The 18451-nt window shown below is 60.4% G+C and carries 19 protein-coding genes and 1 tRNA gene; 15 read left to right on the plus strand and 5 right to left on the minus strand.

Annotated elements, in window-relative coordinates; translation table 11 throughout:
• The first annotated feature begins 12 nt into the window (after window positions 1-12).
• Together nrdI and nrdE are read left to right on the plus strand one after the other, a co-directional pair.
• A complete protein-coding gene (gene nrdI / locus BKN05_RS08395) occupies window positions 13-444 on the plus strand; it encodes a class Ib ribonucleoside-diphosphate reductase assembly flavoprotein NrdI (protein ID WP_049378442.1) in 432 nt (143 codons plus the stop codon).
• A 54-nt stretch (window positions 445-498) separates the two neighbouring features.
• The gene (nrdE, locus tag BKN05_RS08400) at window positions 499-2661 is read left to right on the plus strand and encodes a class 1b ribonucleoside-diphosphate reductase subunit alpha (protein ID WP_049378443.1); all 2163 of its coding nucleotides are present in this window, start codon (window positions 499-501) and stop codon (window positions 2659-2661) included.
• Between the two features lie 55 nt (window positions 2662-2716).
• On the opposite strand, the gene BKN05_RS08405 is transcribed toward nrdE, so the two are convergent.
• Window positions 2717-3412, minus strand: a complete 696-nt coding sequence (locus BKN05_RS08405) for a FadR/GntR family transcriptional regulator (protein ID WP_200435271.1) — start codon at window positions 3410-3412, stop codon at window positions 2717-2719.
• 143 nt (window positions 3413-3555) lie between these two features.
• Between BKN05_RS08405 and nrdF the strand changes: the two genes are divergently transcribed.
• The 4 genes from nrdF to BKN05_RS08425 all read left to right on the plus strand — a co-directional run bounded on the left by nrdF (window position 3556) and on the right by BKN05_RS08425 (window position 8600).
• Complete coding sequence (nrdF, locus tag BKN05_RS08410) at window positions 3556-4545, plus strand: class 1b ribonucleoside-diphosphate reductase subunit beta (protein WP_049378445.1); 990 nt, start codon at window positions 3556-3558, stop codon at window positions 4543-4545.
• Between the two features lie 342 nt (window positions 4546-4887).
• The gene (gene ctaD / locus BKN05_RS08415) at window positions 4888-6582 is read left to right on the plus strand and encodes an aa3-type cytochrome oxidase subunit I (RefSeq protein ID WP_049378446.1); all 1695 of its coding nucleotides are present in this window, start codon (window positions 4888-4890) and stop codon (window positions 6580-6582) included.
• A 103-nt stretch (window positions 6583-6685) separates the two neighbouring features.
• A complete protein-coding gene (gene serB, locus BKN05_RS08420) occupies window positions 6686-7876 on the plus strand; it encodes a phosphoserine phosphatase SerB (RefSeq protein WP_286688420.1) in 1191 nt (396 codons plus the stop codon).
• Window positions 7869-8600: an aminoacyl-tRNA hydrolase gene (locus tag BKN05_RS08425; RefSeq protein ID WP_286688421.1), complete on the plus strand. Its 732-nt coding sequence runs from the start codon at window positions 7869-7871 to the stop codon at window positions 8598-8600. Before serB ends, BKN05_RS08425 begins: the two co-directional genes overlap by 8 nt.
• Here BKN05_RS08425 and BKN05_RS08430 read toward each other — a convergent pair.
• Window positions 8566-10545 carry an ATP-dependent DNA helicase gene (locus tag BKN05_RS08430; RefSeq protein ID WP_049377280.1) on the minus strand — a complete coding sequence of 660 codons (1980 nt, stop codon included), beginning with the start codon at window positions 10543-10545 and terminating at the stop codon, window positions 8566-8568. The two genes, BKN05_RS08425 and BKN05_RS08430, sit on opposite strands and share 35 nt — an antisense overlap.
• An 18-nt stretch (window positions 10546-10563) precedes the next feature.
• Window positions 10564-11892, minus strand: a complete 1329-nt coding sequence (locus tag BKN05_RS08435; RefSeq protein WP_286688422.1) for a nicotinate phosphoribosyltransferase — start codon at window positions 11890-11892, stop codon at window positions 10564-10566.
• A 122-nt stretch (window positions 11893-12014) separates the two neighbouring features.
• Here BKN05_RS08435 and clpS point away from each other — a divergent pair, with 122 nt between their 5' ends.
• The 8 genes from clpS (at window position 12015) to rdgB (ending at window position 17433) form a co-directional block, all read left to right on the plus strand.
• Complete coding sequence (gene clpS, locus BKN05_RS08440) at window positions 12015-12341, plus strand: ATP-dependent Clp protease adapter ClpS (protein WP_005323948.1); 327 nt, start codon at window positions 12015-12017, stop codon at window positions 12339-12341.
• A 4-nt stretch (window positions 12342-12345) separates the two neighbouring features.
• The gene (locus tag BKN05_RS08445; RefSeq protein ID WP_286688423.1) at window positions 12346-12882 is read left to right on the plus strand and encodes a DUF2017 domain-containing protein; all 537 of its coding nucleotides are present in this window, start codon (window positions 12346-12348) and stop codon (window positions 12880-12882) included.
• On the plus strand, window positions 12882-13808 hold the full coding sequence (locus BKN05_RS08450) for a P1 family peptidase (protein ID WP_286688424.1): 927 nt from the start codon (window positions 12882-12884) through the stop codon (window positions 13806-13808). The genes BKN05_RS08445 and BKN05_RS08450 overlap by 1 nt, the downstream gene beginning before the upstream one ends.
• Window positions 13809-13821: 13 nt before the next feature.
• Window positions 13822-14475 (plus strand): rhomboid family intramembrane serine protease, encoded by a 654-nt coding sequence (locus tag BKN05_RS08455; RefSeq protein ID WP_198491989.1) that lies wholly within the window; start codon window positions 13822-13824, stop codon window positions 14473-14475.
• Window positions 14475-15254 (plus strand): glutamate racemase, encoded by a 780-nt coding sequence (murI, locus tag BKN05_RS08460; RefSeq protein ID WP_286688425.1) that lies wholly within the window; start codon window positions 14475-14477, stop codon window positions 15252-15254. Before BKN05_RS08455 ends, murI begins: the two co-directional genes overlap by 1 nt.
• A 71-nt stretch (window positions 15255-15325) precedes the next feature.
• Window positions 15326-16087, plus strand: coding sequence for an MBL fold metallo-hydrolase (locus BKN05_RS08465; RefSeq protein WP_198491987.1), 762 nt, complete (start codon window positions 15326-15328; stop codon window positions 16085-16087).
• A 15-nt stretch (window positions 16088-16102) separates the two neighbouring features.
• Window positions 16103-16831 (plus strand): ribonuclease PH, encoded by a 729-nt coding sequence (gene rph, locus BKN05_RS08470; protein ID WP_198491986.1) that lies wholly within the window; start codon window positions 16103-16105, stop codon window positions 16829-16831.
• Window positions 16825-17433 (plus strand): RdgB/HAM1 family non-canonical purine NTP pyrophosphatase, encoded by a 609-nt coding sequence (gene rdgB / locus BKN05_RS08475; protein WP_005327300.1) that lies wholly within the window; start codon window positions 16825-16827, stop codon window positions 17431-17433. The genes rph and rdgB overlap by 7 nt, the downstream gene beginning before the upstream one ends.
• Here the strand turns inward: rdgB and BKN05_RS08480 are convergent.
• Window positions 17430-17774, minus strand: coding sequence for a DUF3817 domain-containing protein (locus BKN05_RS08480; protein WP_049377274.1), 345 nt, complete (start codon window positions 17772-17774; stop codon window positions 17430-17432). The genes rdgB and BKN05_RS08480 overlap by 4 nt on opposite strands.
• Window positions 17775-17776: 2 nt before the next feature.
• Window positions 17777-18199, minus strand: coding sequence for a hypothetical protein (locus tag BKN05_RS08485; RefSeq protein ID WP_286688426.1), 423 nt, complete (start codon window positions 18197-18199; stop codon window positions 17777-17779).
• A gap of 90 nt (window positions 18200-18289) precedes the next feature.
• Here BKN05_RS08485 and BKN05_RS08490 point away from each other — a divergent pair.
• Window positions 18290-18371: transfer RNA gene (locus BKN05_RS08490), tRNA-Leu, on the plus strand.
• The last annotated feature ends 80 nt before the right edge of the window (window positions 18372-18451 follow it).

The following is an 18451-nucleotide window of genomic DNA, read 5'->3' on the forward strand; positions in this document are numbered from 1 at the left end:
AGGCCAGTAGCTATGTTGGTCGTGTATTTTTCCTCCGCGACGGAAAATACGCACCGGTTCGTGCAGAAACTGGGCTTTCCCAGCGCGCGCATTCCGCTGCGCCGCACGGAGGAGCTCCTCAAGGTCAACGAACCTTATGTCTTGGTGTGCCCCACCTATGGCGGGGGCGCTTCCATCAGCCACCAAAACTCTCGGCCCGTGCCAAAGCAGGTTATTAAGTTCCTCAATGATGAGCACAACCGCAGCCTCATTCGCGCGGTAATCTCTGGTGGTAATAGCAATTTCGGTGCCGATTTTGGCAAGGCTGGTGACGTCATCAGTGCCAAATGTAAAGTGCCCTATGTATATCGTTTCGAGTTGCTGGGAAACGATGACGATATAAAAATTTGTCGTGAAGGTTTATTGGCTAACGCCGCCGAGCTCGGGCTCGAGGCCGCGGCCTAGCGCCCACTACGACTTAAATAAAGATCCTGATTTTTAAGAAAGGCCTTGTCAGCTGTGAGTACGCAATTGGGGAAGACCGTCGCCGAGCCAGTAAAGCCAGAAGAGCAGTTGGATTACCACGCTCTGAACGCGATGCTGAATCTCTACGATGATAACGGCAAGATTCAGTTTGAGAAAGACCGCGAGGCCGCTAACCAATTCTTCCTGCAGCACGTTAATCAAAACACAGTCTACTTCCATGATCTGGAAGAAAAGATCGATTACCTGATTAATAACAAGTACTACGACCCGCAGGTCATTGAGCAGTATGATTTCTCCTTTATTAAGGAGCTATTCAAGCGCGCTTATTCCTATAAGTTCCGCTTCAAGTCCTTCCTGGGCGCGTATAAGTACTACACCAGCTACACGCTGAAGACCTTCGACGGACGCCGCTACTTGGAGCGTTTTGAAGACCGCGTCTCCATGACGGCTCTATTTTTGGCGGATGGCGATACTGGCCTAGCGGAGCACCTCGTAGACGAGATCATGACCGGCCGCTTCCAACCGGCTACCCCGACCTTCCTCAACGCCGGCAAGGCCCAGCGCGGCGAGCTCGTCTCCTGCTTCCTGCTGCGCATCGAGGACAACATGGAGTCCATTGGCCGCTCCATCAACTCCGCGCTGCAGCTTTCCAAGCGTGGCGGCGGCGTGGCCCTCCTGCTGTCTAATATCCGCGAGTCCGGTGCACCAATTAAGCACATTGAGAACCAGTCTTCCGGCGTCATCCCCGTGATGAAGCTGCTGGAGGATTCCTTCTCCTACGCCAACCAGCTCGGTGCCCGCCAGGGTGCCGGTGCGGTTTACCTCAACGCGCACCACCCAGACATCATGAACTTCCTGGACACCAAGCGCGAGAATGCGGATGAGAAGATACGCATTAAGACCCTCTCGCTGGGCATCGTCGTGCCGGATATCACCTTTGAGTTGGCTAAGCGCAATGATGATATGTACCTCTTCTCGCCGTATGACGTCGAGCGCGTCTATGGCAAGGCCTTCGGTGACATCTCCGTGACCGAGCACTATGAGGAGATGGTGGAAGACCCACGCATCCGCAAGAAGAAGATCAACGCCCGCCACTTCTTCCAGACCGTGGCAGAGCTACAGTTCGAGTCCGGTTACCCGTACATCATGTTCGAGGACACCGTAAACCGCGCGAACCCAGTGAAGACCTCGTGGATCAACATGTCCAACCTGTGCTCGGAAATCCTGCAGGTTAACTCCGCATCCGAATTCAACGCGGACCTGACCTATGAGGAGTTGGGCAGCGATATTTCCTGCAACTTGGGTTCCCTGAATATCGCGATGACCATGGATTCGCCGGACTTTGCCAATACGGTGGAAACCGCCATCCGCGGCCTGACCGCCGTGGCGGATAAGACCTCCATTGACTCCGTGCCGTCCGTGCGCCGTGGTAATGATGAGTCCCACGCCATCGGCTTGGGCCAGATGAACCTGCACGGTTACTTGGGCCGCGAACACATCGAGTATGGCTCGGAAGAGGGCTTGGACTTTACCAATGCTTATTTTGCCGCCATTTTGTATGCGGCGCTGCGTGCCTCCAATAAGATTGCCCGCGAGCGCGGCGAGTACTTCACGGAGTTCCCCCAGTCCGAGTATGCCTCGGGCGAATTCTTTGACCGCTACGATCCGGAAGAGTTCAAGCCGAAGACCAAGAAGGTACAGGAGCTTTTCGACGCCTCTTCGATCCACACCCCGTCCGCCCAGGACTGGGAGGACTTGAAGCAGGACGTGGCTAAGTACGGCCTGTATAACCGCAACCTGCAGGCGGTACCGCCGACGGGTTCGATTTCCTATATCAATAACTCCACCTCGTCCATCCACCCGATTGCCTCCAAGATTGAGATCCGCAAGGAGGGCAAGATCGGCCGCGTCTACTACCCGGCACCGCACATGGATAATGACAACCTGGAGTACTTCAAGGATTCTTATGAGATCGGCTACGAGAAGATCGTCGATACTTATGCCGTAGCCACGAAGTATGTGGACCAGGGCCTATCGCTCACGCTCTTCTTCAAGGACACCGCGACCACTCGTGAGGTCAACCGCGCGCAGATTTATGCGTGGCGCAAGGGCATTAAGACCTTGTACTACATCCGCCTGCGCCAGATGGCGCTGGAGGGCACCGAGGTCGAGGGCTGCGTATCCTGCATGCTCTAAACCGGTGGTAGGGTGCCTCGATGCACGTCGCGGGGAAGGACGTGCATCGAGGCGTTTAGCCGTTTTCGGCCCTAGTGCGGTCGAGAATGGTGCGGGAGGTTTCTTCGGCGGCGTCGGCAAGCCCGGCATCAATGGCGCGGGCCAGTTCCATGTGCAGCTGTGTGGTGCCGCTGATGGGGTCGCGTTTGCGGGAGCCGAAGACGGACTTGCCCTTGAGCATCGCCACTAGGGAGGGGGCGAGCGCGGCGAGCATTTCATTGCCGGAGGCCCGCAGGATGAGGGTGTGGAAGCGGAGATCGGTTTCCAATTCTTCGCCCACGCGCGGAGACGGGGTGGATTCCAGCTCGGCCAATCGCGCGGCGAGGCGCAGCAATTCCGCCCGCTGCTGGGCGGTGGCGTTGCCGGCAGCTAGACGCGCGGCCACCGGTTCGATGCCAAGCCTTAGCTCGTTGAGCCGGGCCACTTGCTGCCCGCGCGTTTTATCGTTGTCTAAGCGCCAGCCAATGATCGCTGGGTCATATACCGCCCACTTCTCCATCGGTAGCACCGTGAGGCCCACGCGGCGCCCAGAGCTCACCATGCCGAGATGCTCCAAAGCGCGCATGGCCTCTCGGGCTACGGTGCGGGAGATGCCAAAGCGCTTTTCGACGTCCCCCAGCCGGAACCGCTCGCCCTCCGCGAGGTCTCCGCTTACTATATCCGCGCCGAGCTGATCCACCACGGAGCCGAGTAGGGGAGGGGTAGCGCTCATGCGGAAATCCTTTCTTTGCATGCTCCGAAGTAACTGGGATCAGTATAGGTAAGTGGTATCCAGCACAATGGCTTAGAGGGGCGGCCGAATTGGGTATGCTGGGGAGCTAAAATTGTCCGTATTATGTATTGGAGTGACGCCGCGTGTCGCACGAGTACGATGACTATCTTTCTAGTCATGAAAAGCCAGTTGAAGCCATTAACTGGAATAGCATCCCGGATGAAAAGGACCTTGAAGTGTGGGACCGTCTCACCGGTAACTTCTGGTTGCCGGAAAAGGTTCCAGTCTCCAATGACCTTCCCAGCTGGAAGACGCTGACGGAGAAGGAAAAGGAAACCACCATGCGGGTCTTTACCGGCCTGACGCTGCTGGATACCATCCAGGGCACAGTGGGTGCGATTTCCCTCCTTCCGGATTCCCAGACTCTGCATGAGGAAGCGGTCTACACCAATATCGCCTTCATGGAGTCCGTGCACGCCAAGTCCTATTCCAATATCTTTATGACCCTGGCGTCCACGCCGATGATCAACGACGCCTTCCGCTGGTCCGAAGAAAACGAGAACCTGCAGAAGAAGGCCAAGATCATCTTGTCCTACTACAAGGGCGACGATCCGCTGAAGAAGAAGGTGGCGTCCACGCTGCTGGAGTCCTTCCTGTTCTACTCCGGCTTCTACCTGCCGATGTACTTCTCCTCCCGTGCGAAGCTCACCAACACCGCCGATATCATCCGCCTGATCATCCGCGATGAGGCTGTGCATGGTTACTACATTGGTTATAAGTTCCAGCAGGCGTATAAGCAGCTGGATGAAGAGCGCCAGGCGGAGCTGAAGGAATACACCTTCGACTTGGTCTATGACCTCTATGACAATGAGATCGACTACACCGAGGATCTCTACGATGACCTGGGCTGGACCGAGGACGTTAAGCGCTTCCTGCGGTACAACGCCAATAAGGCGTTGAATAACTTGGGCTTCGAGGGGCTCTTCCCGGCCGATGAGACCCGCGTTTCCCCGGCTATCTTGTCCTCGTTGTCGCCGAACGCCGACGAGAACCATGACTTTTTCTCTGGTTCGGGTTCTTCCTATGTCATCGGCAAGGCTGAGGACACTACGGATGATGACTGGGACTTCTAAGCATTCCCGCTGATCAGCGTGGTCTAGCGGCACACCTTCTGCTCGAACTCAACCGAAAGGTTGATAACGAGCGGGGGTGTGTTTTTACGTTTTGGGGCCGCACAATTCGGCGCGACTGTGACATATAGCACGCTGCATCTTTGGCGAAAACCGTAGGAGGAAATAGTGGCTGCGCCACGTGCAGGGGCAATGTGGCAGATGTGGTCAGTGGTGAGGTGTGTCCTTGTGTCCGAGTATTGGGGGAAGCTGGAAAGAAGAGGGGAAAATGGCCTAATATAAGGCGAGTAAACCTAGGTGTAGGTGGAGTCTGTCCACAGACACTTTGTTATTCAGGAGGATTTTATGACCGCTGTGGCGCCACGGGTCGACGATTACGTCGCCCCCACACGTCCAGAGCCAACCGGTAACGCGAAGACCGGTTCAAAGGCTTGGGTATTTCTAACCACCACCGACCACAAGCAGCTGGGCATCATGTACTTGATCATGTCCTTCAGCTTCTTCTTCCTCGGTGGCTTTATGGCACTGTTGATCCGCGCGGAGCTGTTCACCCCGGGTCTTCAGTTCTTGTCCAATGAGCAGTTCAACCAGCTGTTCACCATGCACGGCACCGTGATGCTGCTGCTGTTTGCAACCCCAGTTGTGTGGGGCTTTGGTAACTACATTCTGCCGCTGCAGATTGGTGCGCCGGACGTGGCCTTCCCGCGTCTGAATGCCTTCGGCTTCTGGGTTACCCTGCTGGGCGGCATCGTCATGCTGTTGGGCTTCGTTACCCCAGGTGGTGCGGCTGACTTCGGCTGGACCATGTACATGCCGCTGGCTGATGGTGTCCACACCCCGGGCATCGGCGCGGATATGTGGATTGTCGGCGTGGGCGCTACCGGTGTCGGTACCATTGCCTCCGCTATCAACATGATTACGACCATCCTGACCCTGCGCGCACCGGGCATGACCATGTTCCGTCTGCCGGTCTTCAGCTGGGCTGTGTTTACCGCATCCGCCATCGTGCTCATGATTTTCCCACTGCTGACCGCTGCGGCACTGGGCGTTCTGTATGACCGCAAGCTGGGCGGCCACATCTACGATTCCGCTAATGGTGGCGCCATCCTGTGGCAGCACCTGTTCTGGTTCTTCGGCCACCCTGAGGTTTACGTCCTCGCGCTGCCGTTCTTCGGCGTTGTGTCTGAGGTCGTTCCGGTCTTCTCCCGCAAGCCGGTCTTCGGCTACATCGGCCTGGTCTTCGCACTGCTGGCCATCGGCTCCCTGTCCATGGCTGTGTGGGCACACCACATGTTCGTCACCGGCGCTATCCTGCTGCCGTTCTTCTCCTTCATGACGTTCCTGATTGCGGTTCCAACCGGCGTTAAGTTCTTCAACTGGGTCGGCACCATGTGGAAGGGCCATATCACCTGGGATACCCCGATGATCTTCGCCATGGGCTTCATGGCAACCTTCCTGTTCGGCGGCATGACCGGCGTTATGCTGGCATCCCCGGCCCTGGACTTCCAACTGGCTGAGTCCTACTTCCTGATTGCACACTTCCACTACACCCTGTTCGGTACGGTTGTATTCTCCGCCTTCGCCGGCCTGTACTTCTGGTTCCCGAAGATGACCGGCCGCATGCTGGACGAGCGTCTGGGCAAGATTCACTTCTGGTTGACCTTCATCGGCTTCCACGGCACCTTCCTGGTTCAGCACTGGGTCGGCAACATGGGTATGCCGCGTCGTTACGCTGACTACCTGGAGTCCGATGGCTTCACGGTCTTCAACCAGATTTCCACCATCTTCTCCTTCGTCTTGGGCGCTTCCGTTATCCCGCTGATTTGGAACGTGTTCAAGTCCTGGCGCTACGGCGAGATTGTTACCGTGGATGACCCATGGGGCTACGGCAATTCCCTCGAGTGGGCAACCTCCTGCCCGCCGCCGCGCCACAACTTCGTGTCGCTGCCGCGTATCCGCTCCGAGCGTCCGGCCTTCGAGCTGCACTACCCGCACATGGTTCAGCGCATGCGCGAAGAAGCACACGTGGGTAGCCACTAAAGCGATATAACTCGCTAAAGCACTCCTGACTTAAGCCGCCTCCCAGCCCGCCAAGGGCCGTGGGAGGCGGCTTTGGCGTATCTTATTTGCCCCACGTGCGATAATGGGCCGCGTGAGTACCCAAGTTGATACCTATGCCGTCATTACCACCACTGGACCGGACAAACCTGGGGTCTCGGCTGCCTTCTTCCGCGTGTTGGCGTCTTATAGCGCCGCGCTTGTCGACGTCGAACAGGCCATCTTTTCCGGCCGTATCACCCTCGCTGCCCATACCCGCATTCCCAGTGCGCGCGCCGAGCAGATTGCACAGGGGTTGCGCAATACCTTGAGCATCTACGGGCAGCAGGTATCCGTGGACGTACGGGAGGAGGAATCTAGCGCGCGAGCTCGCTCTACGCATGCGGTGGTCCTCATGGGAACGGAAGTAACCGCCCACCACGTAGAGGAGGTCGCCCGCGTATTGGCCAACTTCGATGCCAATATCGATCGCATCCGCGGGCTTTCCACCTCTCCACTGACCGGCCTAGAGCTTTTCTTGTCCCTCGATGGTTCCGCGGCACCCGTACGCCAGGCGCTGGCAGAGCTGGCACAGCAGATTGGCATCGACATTGCCATCGAACCGGCGGGTCTGGGCCGGCGTTCCAAGCGCCTCGTCTGCTTCGACTGCGATAGCACCCTCATTCAAGGCGAGGTCATCGAGATGCTGGCCGCGCACGCCGGCAAGGAGGAAGAGGTTGCCGCCATCACGGCCCGGGCTATGCGCGGCGAATTGGACTTTGAGGAGTCCCTGCGCGAGCGCGTGGCCGTTTTGGCCGGCCTGGATGCTTCCATCGTTGATGAAGTAGCCCGCGAGATTCAACTGACCCCCGGTGCCCGCGAGACTATTGCCACGCTCAACCGCATCGGTTATCGCACCGCTGTGGTCTCGGGCGGGTTCATTCAAGTCCTGGAGGGACTAGCCGCAGAAATGCAACTAGATTACGTCCGCGCCAATACCTTGGAAATCGCCGATGGCAAGCTCACCGGCCGCGTAACCGGCAAGGTGGTTGACCGCAAGGCCAAGGAGGAATTCCTGCGGGAATTCGCCGCAGATTCCGGGGTAGGCATGCGCCAGACGGTCGCCGTGGGCGATGGTGCCAATGACATCGATATGATTACCGCCGCGGGACTGGGCATCGCCTTTAACGCTAAGCCGGCGCTGCAAGAAGCGGCGGATACCTCGGTAAATCACCGGCGGCTGGATGAAGTACTACAGATTTTGGGAATCCCGGCCGAGGAAGTTGTGCGTGGATAAGTTTGAAATCGCCCACCAGCGCTTGGTAGAAGCTTGTGACTCGCGCTCGTGGCGCGATGACCCAGAAAACCCTGACGAGCCCTCCACCATCCAAGCGATGCAGATTGCGCTTAACCTGCCAAAGCAGGAGCCGCCGGCGCGCACGGAGGTGCTGGAGGCGGCCGCCAGCGCCGTTGTGGCCGTGTGCTTGGACGAGCGCGCGGGGGAGGACGGGGCCTTCGCCCACGCCCTGGGCCAGTGGTACGGCCACCGCATCCGCAAGATCGCCCGCCGGGCCCGCAATAAGGCCTGGCGCGATGTGCAGAGCCTGCCCGGCGTGACCGTGGCGGACCGTGCCCGGGCCTTCGCGCCTTCGGCTGTGGGGGAGGTGGATCCGCTCATCGGCAAGCTGCAAATCGGTCACACTGACCTTGCTTATGATGAGCCGGGAGCCCCGCTTGGCGATGCCCCCGTTATCTACGTCGACCGCAGCCTCAACATGTCTGCAGGCAAGGCCGCAGCGCAGGTGGGCCACGGTTCGATGATGCTCGCCGCGGCGATGTCGGTGGGGGAGGCCCGTGCCTGGGCCGACACCGGTTTTAAGCTTTCGGTTCGCGAGGTGTCCGGAAAAGATTTTCGCACCGCCTGTGCGCAGGACGGCGCCGTGGTCATCGTAGACGCCGGCTTTACGGAGATTGCGCCGGACTCGGCTACCGTGTGCGCCCTGCGGCGACCAATCGCTTAAGCGCGCCGCGCACCGTATCCGGGTCGGTGGTTTGCCAAAAGCGCGGCATGGAGGCCTTGAGGAAGCTGCCGTAGCGCTTATACTCCAAGCGGCTATCGAGCACGGCCACCACCCCGCGGTCGGTCACGTGGCGCAGCAGGCGGCCTGCGCCCTGTGCCATGAGCAAGGCGGCGTGGTTGGCGGAAACCTCCATGAACCCGGAGCGGCCCGCAGCATCGGCTGCCTGGGCGCGCGCCTGCATGAGGGGATCGTCCGGCCGGGGGAACGGAATGCGGTCGATGATGACCAGCGAACAGGCCGGCCCCGGCACGTCCACGCCTTGCCACAGGGTAAGCGTGCCGAAGAGACAGGAGTTTTCCTTCTGGGAGAATTTTTCTACCAGTGCGCCGATGGAATCCTCGCCTTGCACGAAGAGGTCAAAGGGGATGCGCGGCTTGAGGGCGGTGGCCGCCTCTTCCGCGGCGCGGCGGGAGGAGAACAGACCAAGCGTGCGCCCGCCGGCGGCCATAATGAGCTCGTAGATCTCATCGATGGTTTCTTTGGGCAGGCCATCGCGGCCCGGCGCGGGTAGGTGCTTGGCGGTGTACAGGATGCCGGATTTGGCTGGGTCGAAAGGCGTGCCCGCGTCCAAGGTGTCGTAGGTGCCGCTCGGCATGCCCCACTGCGCGGCCATGGCATCGAAGCGGCCGCCGAGGGCGAGGGTGGCCGAGGTCAGCACCACCGTCTGCTCCCCAAAGAGGTTCTCGCGCAGCATGTGGGCGATGGAAAGGGGCGCCACGGCGAGGGTCTCGGCGTCGCTGCGCGGATCGCGCTCGAGCCAGACGACGTCGTCTTGTTTGGCCGGGTCATCGGTGGCGAAAACCTCCAGCATGCGCGCTACGGCTTGCGCGAGGTCGGAGAGGTGGTTGCTCAAGTTTTGGCGCTCGGCGTTTTTCTCCGGATCGTCGGTAGCCTCGCCTTCTGGTGCGTGAGAAATGAGGGACCTAACGCGCAGGAATTCGTCGGCAAGCGCGCGCAGGTGGCCCTGGGAGGTTTCATCTAAGTCGGTCCAACGGCCTGGCTCTTGGATTTTCATCAGGTCATCGAATTCCTCGGCCAAGTCCGAGAGGCTGCCAGCATTGCCCAGCGACTTCGCGCGGTTGGCGGCCATCTTGATGGCGCGGGTAGTAATCTCTGCGGTAGATACAGAGGTGATGCGGCCGTCGAGCTCGTGGGCCTCATCGATAATGGCGACGTCGTGCTCCGGCAAGATATTTGCCTCAGAAACCGCGTCGATGGCGAGCATGGCGTGGTTGGTGACCACGATGTCGACGTCGGCAGCCGCCCTGCGTGCCTCTTCCGCAAAGCAATCCGGCCCGTGCGGGCAGCGCGACGCGCCTAAGCACTCGTTGGACGTTACGGACACCGCCCGCCACACCAAGTCCGGCACGCCCGGCTCTAGATCATCGCGGTCACCGGTGTCGGTTTCCTGTGCCCACTCGTGGATGCGGCGCACTGCCTTGCCGCGGTGGGATATCTCGGATTCGTCGATAAGAGCTTCCGGGTCATCCGGCGTAGCCGCAATCTTATTCATGCACAGGTAGTTATTGCGGCCCTTCATGATGGCGAAGGTGGGCGTACGCTCCATCACAGGGGCGAGGGCCTTAGTAAGCCGCGGCAGATCGCGCTCCACCAGCTGGCGCTGCAAGGCTAGCGTCGCGGTGGAGACGATGACGGTGGACCCCGAGTTCATCGCATGCCGGATAGCCGGGACCAAGTAGGCCAGGGATTTACCGGTACCGGTACCGGCCTGCACTGCTAGGTGGCGCTCCTTTTCGAGCGCGGCCGAGACGGCGGTGGCCATGCGCACCTGACCTTCGCGCCGGCTGCCGCCCAACGCGTCAACGGCCTTGCCCAGCAGCGTTTCCGTGTCGAGGTTTAGGGGCTCATCTGCGTGCTCACTCACCCCACACAGTCTAGCGACCTACTTTTTAAAGCCCACCATCCGCGTGGGCACGGCCGCCTCATCGCGCGAGAGCGCCAGGCCTTCCCACGGCAGGGTCTTGCGGGCCTGATCCAAATACTCGCGAGAGGCATGCAGATCCGGCAAGCCGTCAACGATGTGCCCATCGCGCATGAGCGGAATGGTCATCTCGCGGGTATCGAGCTGGCCGGTATCTGGCGCCGGTGCCTCAAAGGGGTAGACGATTTCCTCCACCGCCACGCCCGAGGAACGGTAGGTGCGTAGCGCGCGCTTGGCACCGCCGACGGACTGCTTGGAAGTAGAGCGCTTGGCCACTGGGATGCCATCTACCTCCACTACCTTGTAGACCATGCCGGCGGTCGGTGCGCCAGACCCGGTTGCCACAGACGTACCGACGCCGTAGACGTCGACCGGATCGCCGCGCAGGCCAGCGATGGCAAACTCATCGAGGTCAGAGGAGACCACGATATTGGTGTTGTGGTTGCCCAAATCATCCAGCTGCTTGCGTACGCGGCGGGTGACCGCACCCAAGTCACCGGAATCTATGCGGACCCCACCTAGCTGCGGGCCACCTACTTTCACTGCGGTTTCTACGCCCTTGGTGATGTCATAGGTATCGACCAGCAGGGTGGTCTCTACACCCAGCGTGTCGATCTGGGAGCGGAAAGCGGCTTCTTCGTTCGGGGTGTCGTCCGGGTTGGTATGCGCCAAGGTCCAGGAATGAGCGGCAGTGCCGGAGACCGGGATGCCGTAGCGGTAGCCTGCCTCCAAATTGGAGGTGGCTTCGAAGCCAGCCAGGTAGGCCGCGCGGGCGGCGGTTACCGCCGCATACTCGTGGGTGCGGCGCGAGCCCATCTCGATAATCGGGCGGCCATCGGCAGCCGTGACCATGCGGGAAGCAGCCGAAGCCACCGCGGAATCGGCATTCAGGATGGACAGGATGACGGTCTCAAGGATTAAGCATTCACCAAAAGTGCCGCGCACGGTCAGGATGGGGGAGTTGGGGAAATAAAGCTCACCCTCGCGGTAGCCGTCAATCTGCCCGGAAAAGCGATAGTGACGCAGGTATTCCTTGGTTTTGTCATCCAGGAAGTCCATCTCTGCTAACTGATTGGCCGAAAAGCGAAAATCCTCCACCGCACGCAGGACCCGCTCGGTGCCGGCAACCACGCCGTAGCGGCGCTCATTGGGCAGACGGCGGCCGAATACCTCACAGGTGACCTGGCGGTTTGCCGAGCCGTCTCGCAGCGCGGCCTGGAGCATAGTGAGCTCGTATTTATCCGTCAGTAGAGCAGTGGAGCGATCATTAGGAATAGCTTTGTCATTCACGGGAGTGATAATACCCACTGACTAGGTGTTTTTCAGAGGTTTAGATTCTTTGGGCCTAGATTGTCCGCAGCTAGATTGGGCTGGCCCACAATAAATCCCCAAAAGTGGTTAGGCTAGAAAGCATGAAGGCGCAATTTCCCGTAGTCCGCATGAGCTCTCCTATGGCTACGCCCGAATTGGATGAAGAACTCGACGTAGATGTGGCCACGAGTGAGAACCTCCCGTGGATGTGCATCGTGTGGGATGACCCAGTCAACCTAATGAGCTACGTGTCCTACGTATTCCAAACCGTTTTGGGATATGACAAGAAGCGAGCCAATGAACTCATGATGCAGGTCCATACTGAGGGCAAGGCCGCCGTCTCCAGCGGCGAGCGCGACAAAATTGAGGCAGACGTGAAAAAGCTCCAGATCGCGGGTCTGTGGGCAACGATGCAGCAGGCAGGTTAAATATATGCAACCGTGGAAGAAAAAGAAGTCCCTTATGCGCGCGCCGAAGATAACGGCCGTTTTTGAGCCAATGGAGCGCGAGGTATTAGGTGATCTCACCGCTACCGTCTCCGAGGCGATCATCGGGCGCGCGCAGTCCGCACCTAAGGATGAGCTAGCAGAGATGCTGGACATGCCTACCGGCCACACCGAAGCCCCGGACGATCCTTCACTGGCCCGTCTCTTTCCAGACTTTGAGATGCCCGGCGATGAGGAATACGAAGGCGATGCTTCTTTGCTGCGCTCGCTGCACGAGAATGACATTGCGCGCGCCAAGCTAGAAAACCTTCAGGTCATCGGTTCGGCCCTTGGCCCCACCGGCGGGGTAGAGGTCACGATCAGTGAGCATGAGGCCCAAGCCTTTGTTGCCGGCCTTAATGATTTGCGCCTCTATGTTGCGGCAGGCGATGTTTCCGATGAAAACCTGATGTTGGACCGCGACAGCCTCGTGGAATGGTTGGCCTTTTGCCAGGATTCGCTGCTGCAGGTGCTGATGGACTAATGCTGGACGGCATAAGCATCGGGCACTATAGCGGCACCGATACCGGAGTCACAGTGCTCTACTGCGGGCCCGGCGGAGCGCTCGGCAGCGTCGACGTGCGCGGCGGCGGCCCTGGCACCCGCGAAACAGACCTTTTGCAGCCGCATAATACGGTCGAGCGCGTCCACGCCGTGGTGTTGGCGGGCGGTTCCGCCTTTGGTTTGGCCGCTGCCGACGGCGTAATGAATGAGCTGGCACACGAGGGGATTGGCTTTCCCGTCTTTGGCGAGGATAAGCCTGGACCGCGCGTGCCCATCGTCCCCGGAGCCGTCATCTTTGACCTCTTGGTCGGGCCTTCCCGCCCTGGGCCGAAAGAAGGCACAGCCGCGTTGCACGCCGCGCTCACAGGCAGCGATGAATCCATGGGGTCGGTGGGAGCTGGTGTGGGCGCCACCGCGGGCAAGCTGCGTGGCGGCTTCGGCCTGGCCACGCGCCGGGTAGGTGATTACGAGGTCAGCGCCGCGATGGTCGCCAACCCCGTGGGCGAAGTCATCGATCCGCAGTCCGGCCGGCTGTACGGCGCGCCGGGGCGCACCCCGGTCAATGCTGCCGCCTACCGCGCTTTGCCGCACCCAGCGGAGGCCAAGCTCAATACCACCATCGGCGCCGTGCTTACCGACGCCCCCGTAACTACCGCCCAAGCCCAGCGCTTAGCAATGACTGCCCACGATGGCATCGCTCGTGCGGTGCGGCCTGCCCATTCACCGCTAGACGGCGACACCATCTTTGCCTTGTCGACCGCTCAGCGCCCAGCTGAACTCAGCACGCAGGAGATCACCCAGCTATGCGCCGCGGCCGCCGATGCCGTGGAGGAGGCTATCGCCAACGCGGTTACCGCCGCCAATCCCGGCCTAGGCTTGAGCGCGTACCGCGATCTGCTGGACTAAGATAAAGCGCATTATGACTTCAGGCGGAATATCTAACTACCGGCCGGCGCCCTCGGGGCCGGTCAATCGCGGCGATTCCAAGAATTACACCCGCAGCGGCCGCATCACCACCGGCTTTTCCATAGCCTTTGGCTTCCTTGTCGTGGAGTGGGCAGTCCATATTGTCAACGCCTTCCTCTTTGGCGGCCAGCTATCCAATTACGGCATCCGCCCGTTAGATTTCAACGGCATTTGGGGGATTTTTGCCGCTCCACTGCTCCACGCGAACTTTGAGCACTTGATGTCTAACTCGGTGCCCGGCGCCATCTTTTGCTTCCTCATCGGTCTTTCCGGCCGCAAGGCCTGGTGGGAGGTCACGCTGATTACCACGCTGGTTGCGGGCCTCGGAACCTGGTTTATCGGCGGTCCCGGTACCTCGCATATCGGTGCTTCCAGCTTGGTCTATGGCTGGCTGGCGTACCTGATTGTGCGCGGAATTTTTAACCGCTCGCTCATCCAGACCATCTTGGGCATCGTGCTCGGCTTCGCCTACTCCGGCTTGGTGTGGGGCGTGTTGCCCGTCTACGAGGGCGTGAGCTGGCAGGGCCACCTCTTCGGCGCCATCGGCGGAATCCTCGCCGGTATGACCATTACCTCGGACGACCCGGTTAAGGCAGTGAAGCGCTAATGCCAACTGCGACCTCTCCCATCGGCATCTTTGATTCCGGCGTGGGTGGGCTCACCGTGGCCCGCGCGGTGATGGAACAGCTGCCGCACGAATCCGTCATCTATACCGGCGATACCGCTCACAGCCCTTATGGCCCGCGGCCCATCTCTGAAGTCCGCGCCTTTTCCCAAGACGTGGCCGATCGGCTGGTGGAGCGCGGCTGCAAAATGCTGGTCATTGCCTGCAATACCGCCACCGCCGCCTTCTTACACGATGCGCGTGAGCGCTACGATATCCCCATCGTGGAGGTCATCCGGCCCGCGGTGCGCCGCGCCATGTCCACCACGCGCAACGGAAAAATCGGCGTCATCGGCACCGAAGGCACCATCAAGTCTGGCGCCTATCAGGATCTCTTTGCGCTCAACCCCAAGGTGCAGGCCTTTGCCACCGCCTGCCCGGATTTTGTTCCCTTTGTCGAGCGCGGCATTACCGCCGGCCGCCAGATCCTCGGCGTCGCCGAGGGCTACCTAGCCCCGCTGCAGGCACAAGGGGTAGACACGCTGGTTCTAGGCTGTACGCATTATCCGCTGTTGACCGGGATCATCCAGCTGGCGATGGGCGATAATGTCTCGCTGGTGACCTCTTCGGAGGAGACCACCAAGGATGTGATGCGGATCCTCACGGAAACGGATATGTTGGCCCCCGCAGAGAATCAGCCGGTCCACACTTTTGAATCCACCGGAGATCCGGAGGCTTTTGCCCGCCTTGCCAGGCGCTTTCTCGGCCCCCAGATTGCATAAGGAAGTGGAATTTCTCCCCCGTTTGCACGTTGAATACGCATGCGGGGTGATTTCATGGAACTATTGAGCCCATGAAGCTGACCATCCTAGGCTGCTCCGGTAGCGTCCCCACCGCCCAGAATCCCGCCTCCGGCTACTTGCTGTCCTTCGATAATGCGCCGTCCATCGTCCTCGACATGGGCCCTGGCACCTTGGCGCAGCTGGAACAGCAGCAGGATCCTTGTGATGCGCACGTGGCCTTTAGCCATCTGCATGCCGATCACTGCCTGGATTTTCCTTCCCTGATGGTGTGGCGCCGCTTCCATCCCACCGCGCCGGCTGCTTCGCGCAATATGTGCTTCGGGCCGAAAGCTACGCCCACGCACCTGGGTCGCCTGTCCTCTGATGAGGTCGATGGCATCGATGACATGTCCGATACCTTCGCCTTTAGTGCCTGGGAGCCGGGCGAGCGCCAGCTCGTGGATGATGTCTATATCACTCCCTTCCCGGTAAACCACCCGGTAGAGGCCTATGCCTTGCGCGTGGAGCACACGAAGACCGGGCACACCATTACCTATTCCGGTGACTCTTCGTATACGCCCGCGCTTGTCGAAGCCGCCCGTGGTGCCGATATCTTCCTCTGCGAGGCGGCCTGGGGCGAGACCTCTGAGGGCAAGGCGCCGGACATGCACATGTCGGGCGCGGAAGCCGGTAGGGCGGCACGCGAGGCGGGTGTGGGCAAGCTGGTGCTCATCCACATTCAGCCGTGGGGCGATGCGCAAGCTACTTTGGAGGCAGCCCGCTCCGAATTCGATGGCGAGATTGTCCTCGGCGCCGCGGGGATGGAGTTCTAAGATACGCTGGACGGCATGACTGAATTTACTCGTGCCGATGGGCGCGCGCTCGACCAGATGCGCAGCGTCCGCATTACCCGCAATTTCACCACCAACCCGGCCGGCTCGGTGCTGGTGGAGTTTGGCAATACCCGCGTCATGTGCACCGCATCCGTAGAATATGGCGTGCCGCGCTTCAAGCGCGATTCGGGCGAAGGCTGGCTTACCGCCGAGTACGCCATGTTGCCTTCCGCCACCCACGACCGCATGCCGCGCGAATCCATGAAGGGCAAGGTCAAGGGCCGCACCCACGAGATTTCCCGCCTCGTCGGCCGCTCCCTGCGCGCCGCGGTGGATCTGGAGGAGCTGGGCGAGAACACCATTCAGCTCGACTGCGACGTCCTCCAGGCCGATGGCGGCACCCGCACTGCGTCTATCACCGGCGCCTATGTTGCGCTTGCCGACGCCATCGCACACCTCAAGGCCGAGGGCGTTGTCCCCGGCGAGCCGCTGCTCGATCCCATCGCTGCGGTCTCGGTAGGCATCATAGACGGCGAAATCTGCCTCGACTTGCCCTATGAGGAAGACTCCCGCGCCGAGGTTGACCTCAACGTAGTGATGCAGGAATCCGGCGATTTCGTGGAAATCCAGGGCACCGGCGAGCACGGCCTCTTTGGCCGCGAGGATCTCAACGAGATGCTGGACGTAGCCCAGAAGGGCTGCCGCGAGCTCATCGCCGCACAAAAGGCGGCGCTGGGGTGGTAATTCTCGTCGCGTCCAATAATCCGAAAAAGCTCGCGGAGCTCGAGCGCATCCTGGCCGATGCCGGCATCGAGGGCGTCGAGCTGCGCCCGCTATCCGCCGTGGAGCCTTACCCGGAGCCGGTGGAAGACGGCCGCACTTTTGCCGATAACGCGCTCATCAAGGCCCGCGCCGGCGCGGCTGCTACCGGCTTTGCTACCGTCGCGGATGATTCCGGCCTGGCCATCGAAGAGCTCAACGGCATGCCCGGCGTGCTTTCCGCCCGCTGGTCCGGCCAACACGGCAATGACCAGGCCAATAATGACCTGGTCTTGGCACAGATGGCCGATGTTCCCGATGAGCGCCGCGCCGCCGCCTTTGTCTCCGTCTGCGCACTCGTGACTCCCGATGGCACCGAGCACGTGGCCGAGGGCCGCTGGGAAGGCCGCTTCCTGCGCGAGCCGCGCGGGGACAACGGCTTTGGCTATGACCCACTCTTTCAGCCAGAAGGCGAGTCCCGGTCGGCTGCGGAGATGTCCCCAGAAGAAAAGAACGCGGTCTCGCATCGCGGCCGCGCTCTAAGTCAACTAGTCCCCGCCATCGCGGAGCTGGTTCGCAGTTCCTAAAGCTGGAACTCTTCCTCGATTTCCTTGCGGCGCTTGTGCTCCATCCAGAAGGACAAGAAAGGCACCACGCCGGCAAGGGCGGTGGTAAAGAGTTTGCCCACCGGCCACAGCGCGCGCGGGCCGAGGATGAGGATGGACAGCAGGTAAGTCATGTACGCGATGCCGTGGACGATCGCGATATAGGTGGCCCACTCGGGGATTTCCATGCCGATGAGGTACTGGCAGACCATGCGGATGACCAGGATAATCAGGAAGATACCGGTCACGGTGGCCGCGATGGAGAAAAACTTCAAAGGTCCGCGGATGCGGGCCTGGCGAGCGGGGTGAACTTTATTGGTCATAATCAGCTTTCTTCGTTCTCGCCGCGCCGGCGGCGCGGGGTATTCATGGCGTTAAACGTTTCCACATCTATCTGAGGCCGTTGGGGCAGGAAATCTTCATCGATTTTGGTTTCCGTCTGCGGCTGTGCGGGAGACTCAGCCGGGGCCTCAGTGACGGTGCTATCCATGTCGCGGGCTTCTTCCTCGGCCGCGAGGCGCTCGTTTTCATAGCGCAGCGTGGTGCGATAGGCGTAGATCACGAACACGGCGAACAGTGGCCACTGGAAGGCATAGCCCAAGTTTTGGAAGGTGCCCGAGCCGGAGCGGAAGCGCGTCCATTGCCAATAGGCCAGGAATAGGAAGAGCACGACGAAAAACGCGATGAGGAGGATGTGCCACCACCGCACCTGCACGCGCTTGTTCTTCTTTTCCTCTTGAGTGCTCACGCGATCCACCCTACCCACCAGCGGCCGGAAAACAGAACACCCCTGGTTTCTGAATTGACGGCGTGCCGTGTACACTATGGCAAGTCCCCCGCGCCCGTGGCGGAATTGGCAGACGCGCTAGATTTAGGTTCTAGTGTCTTAGGACGTGTGAGTTCAAGTCTCACCGGGCGCACAATCGGCGCCGTCAGCTCGCAGAGCCGGCGGCGCTTTCGCATATCACCGCCCGCATATTCGGCTTAAACGACAGAATGT

Source organism: Corynebacterium sp. S5S1 (assembly GCF_001913985.1).
In the GTDB taxonomy this organism is placed as follows: Bacteria; Actinomycetota; Actinomycetes; order Mycobacteriales; family Mycobacteriaceae; genus Corynebacterium; species Corynebacterium marquesiae.

Excerpts from the sequence above, each read along its gene's own strand:
- nrdI (WP_049378442.1), top strand. The coding sequence starts at position 13 with ATGTTGGTCGTGTATTTTTCCTCCGCGACGGAAAATACGCACCGGTTC.
- BKN05_RS08405 (WP_200435271.1), bottom strand. The coding sequence starts at position 3,412 with ATGAGCGCTACCCCTCCCCTACTCGGCTCCGTGGTGGATCAGCTCGGC.
- ctaD (WP_049378446.1), top strand. The coding sequence starts at position 4,888 with ATGACCGCTGTGGCGCCACGGGTCGACGATTACGTCGCCCCCACACGT.
- serB (WP_286688420.1), top strand. The coding sequence starts at position 6,686 with ATGGGCCGCGTGAGTACCCAAGTTGATACCTATGCCGTCATTACCACC.
- clpS (WP_005323948.1), top strand. The coding sequence starts at position 12,015 with ATGAAGGCGCAATTTCCCGTAGTCCGCATGAGCTCTCCTATGGCTACG.
- BKN05_RS08445 (WP_286688423.1), top strand. The coding sequence starts at position 12,346 with ATGCAACCGTGGAAGAAAAAGAAGTCCCTTATGCGCGCGCCGAAGATA.
- BKN05_RS08450 (WP_286688424.1), top strand. The coding sequence starts at position 12,882 with ATGCTGGACGGCATAAGCATCGGGCACTATAGCGGCACCGATACCGGA.
- BKN05_RS08455 (WP_198491989.1), top strand. The coding sequence starts at position 13,822 with ATGACTTCAGGCGGAATATCTAACTACCGGCCGGCGCCCTCGGGGCCG.
- murI (WP_286688425.1), top strand. The coding sequence starts at position 14,475 with ATGCCAACTGCGACCTCTCCCATCGGCATCTTTGATTCCGGCGTGGGT.
- BKN05_RS08465 (WP_198491987.1), top strand. The coding sequence starts at position 15,326 with ATGAAGCTGACCATCCTAGGCTGCTCCGGTAGCGTCCCCACCGCCCAG.
- rph (WP_198491986.1), top strand. The coding sequence starts at position 16,103 with ATGACTGAATTTACTCGTGCCGATGGGCGCGCGCTCGACCAGATGCGC.
- BKN05_RS08480 (WP_049377274.1), bottom strand. The coding sequence starts at position 17,774 with ATGACCAATAAAGTTCACCCCGCTCGCCAGGCCCGCATCCGCGGACCT.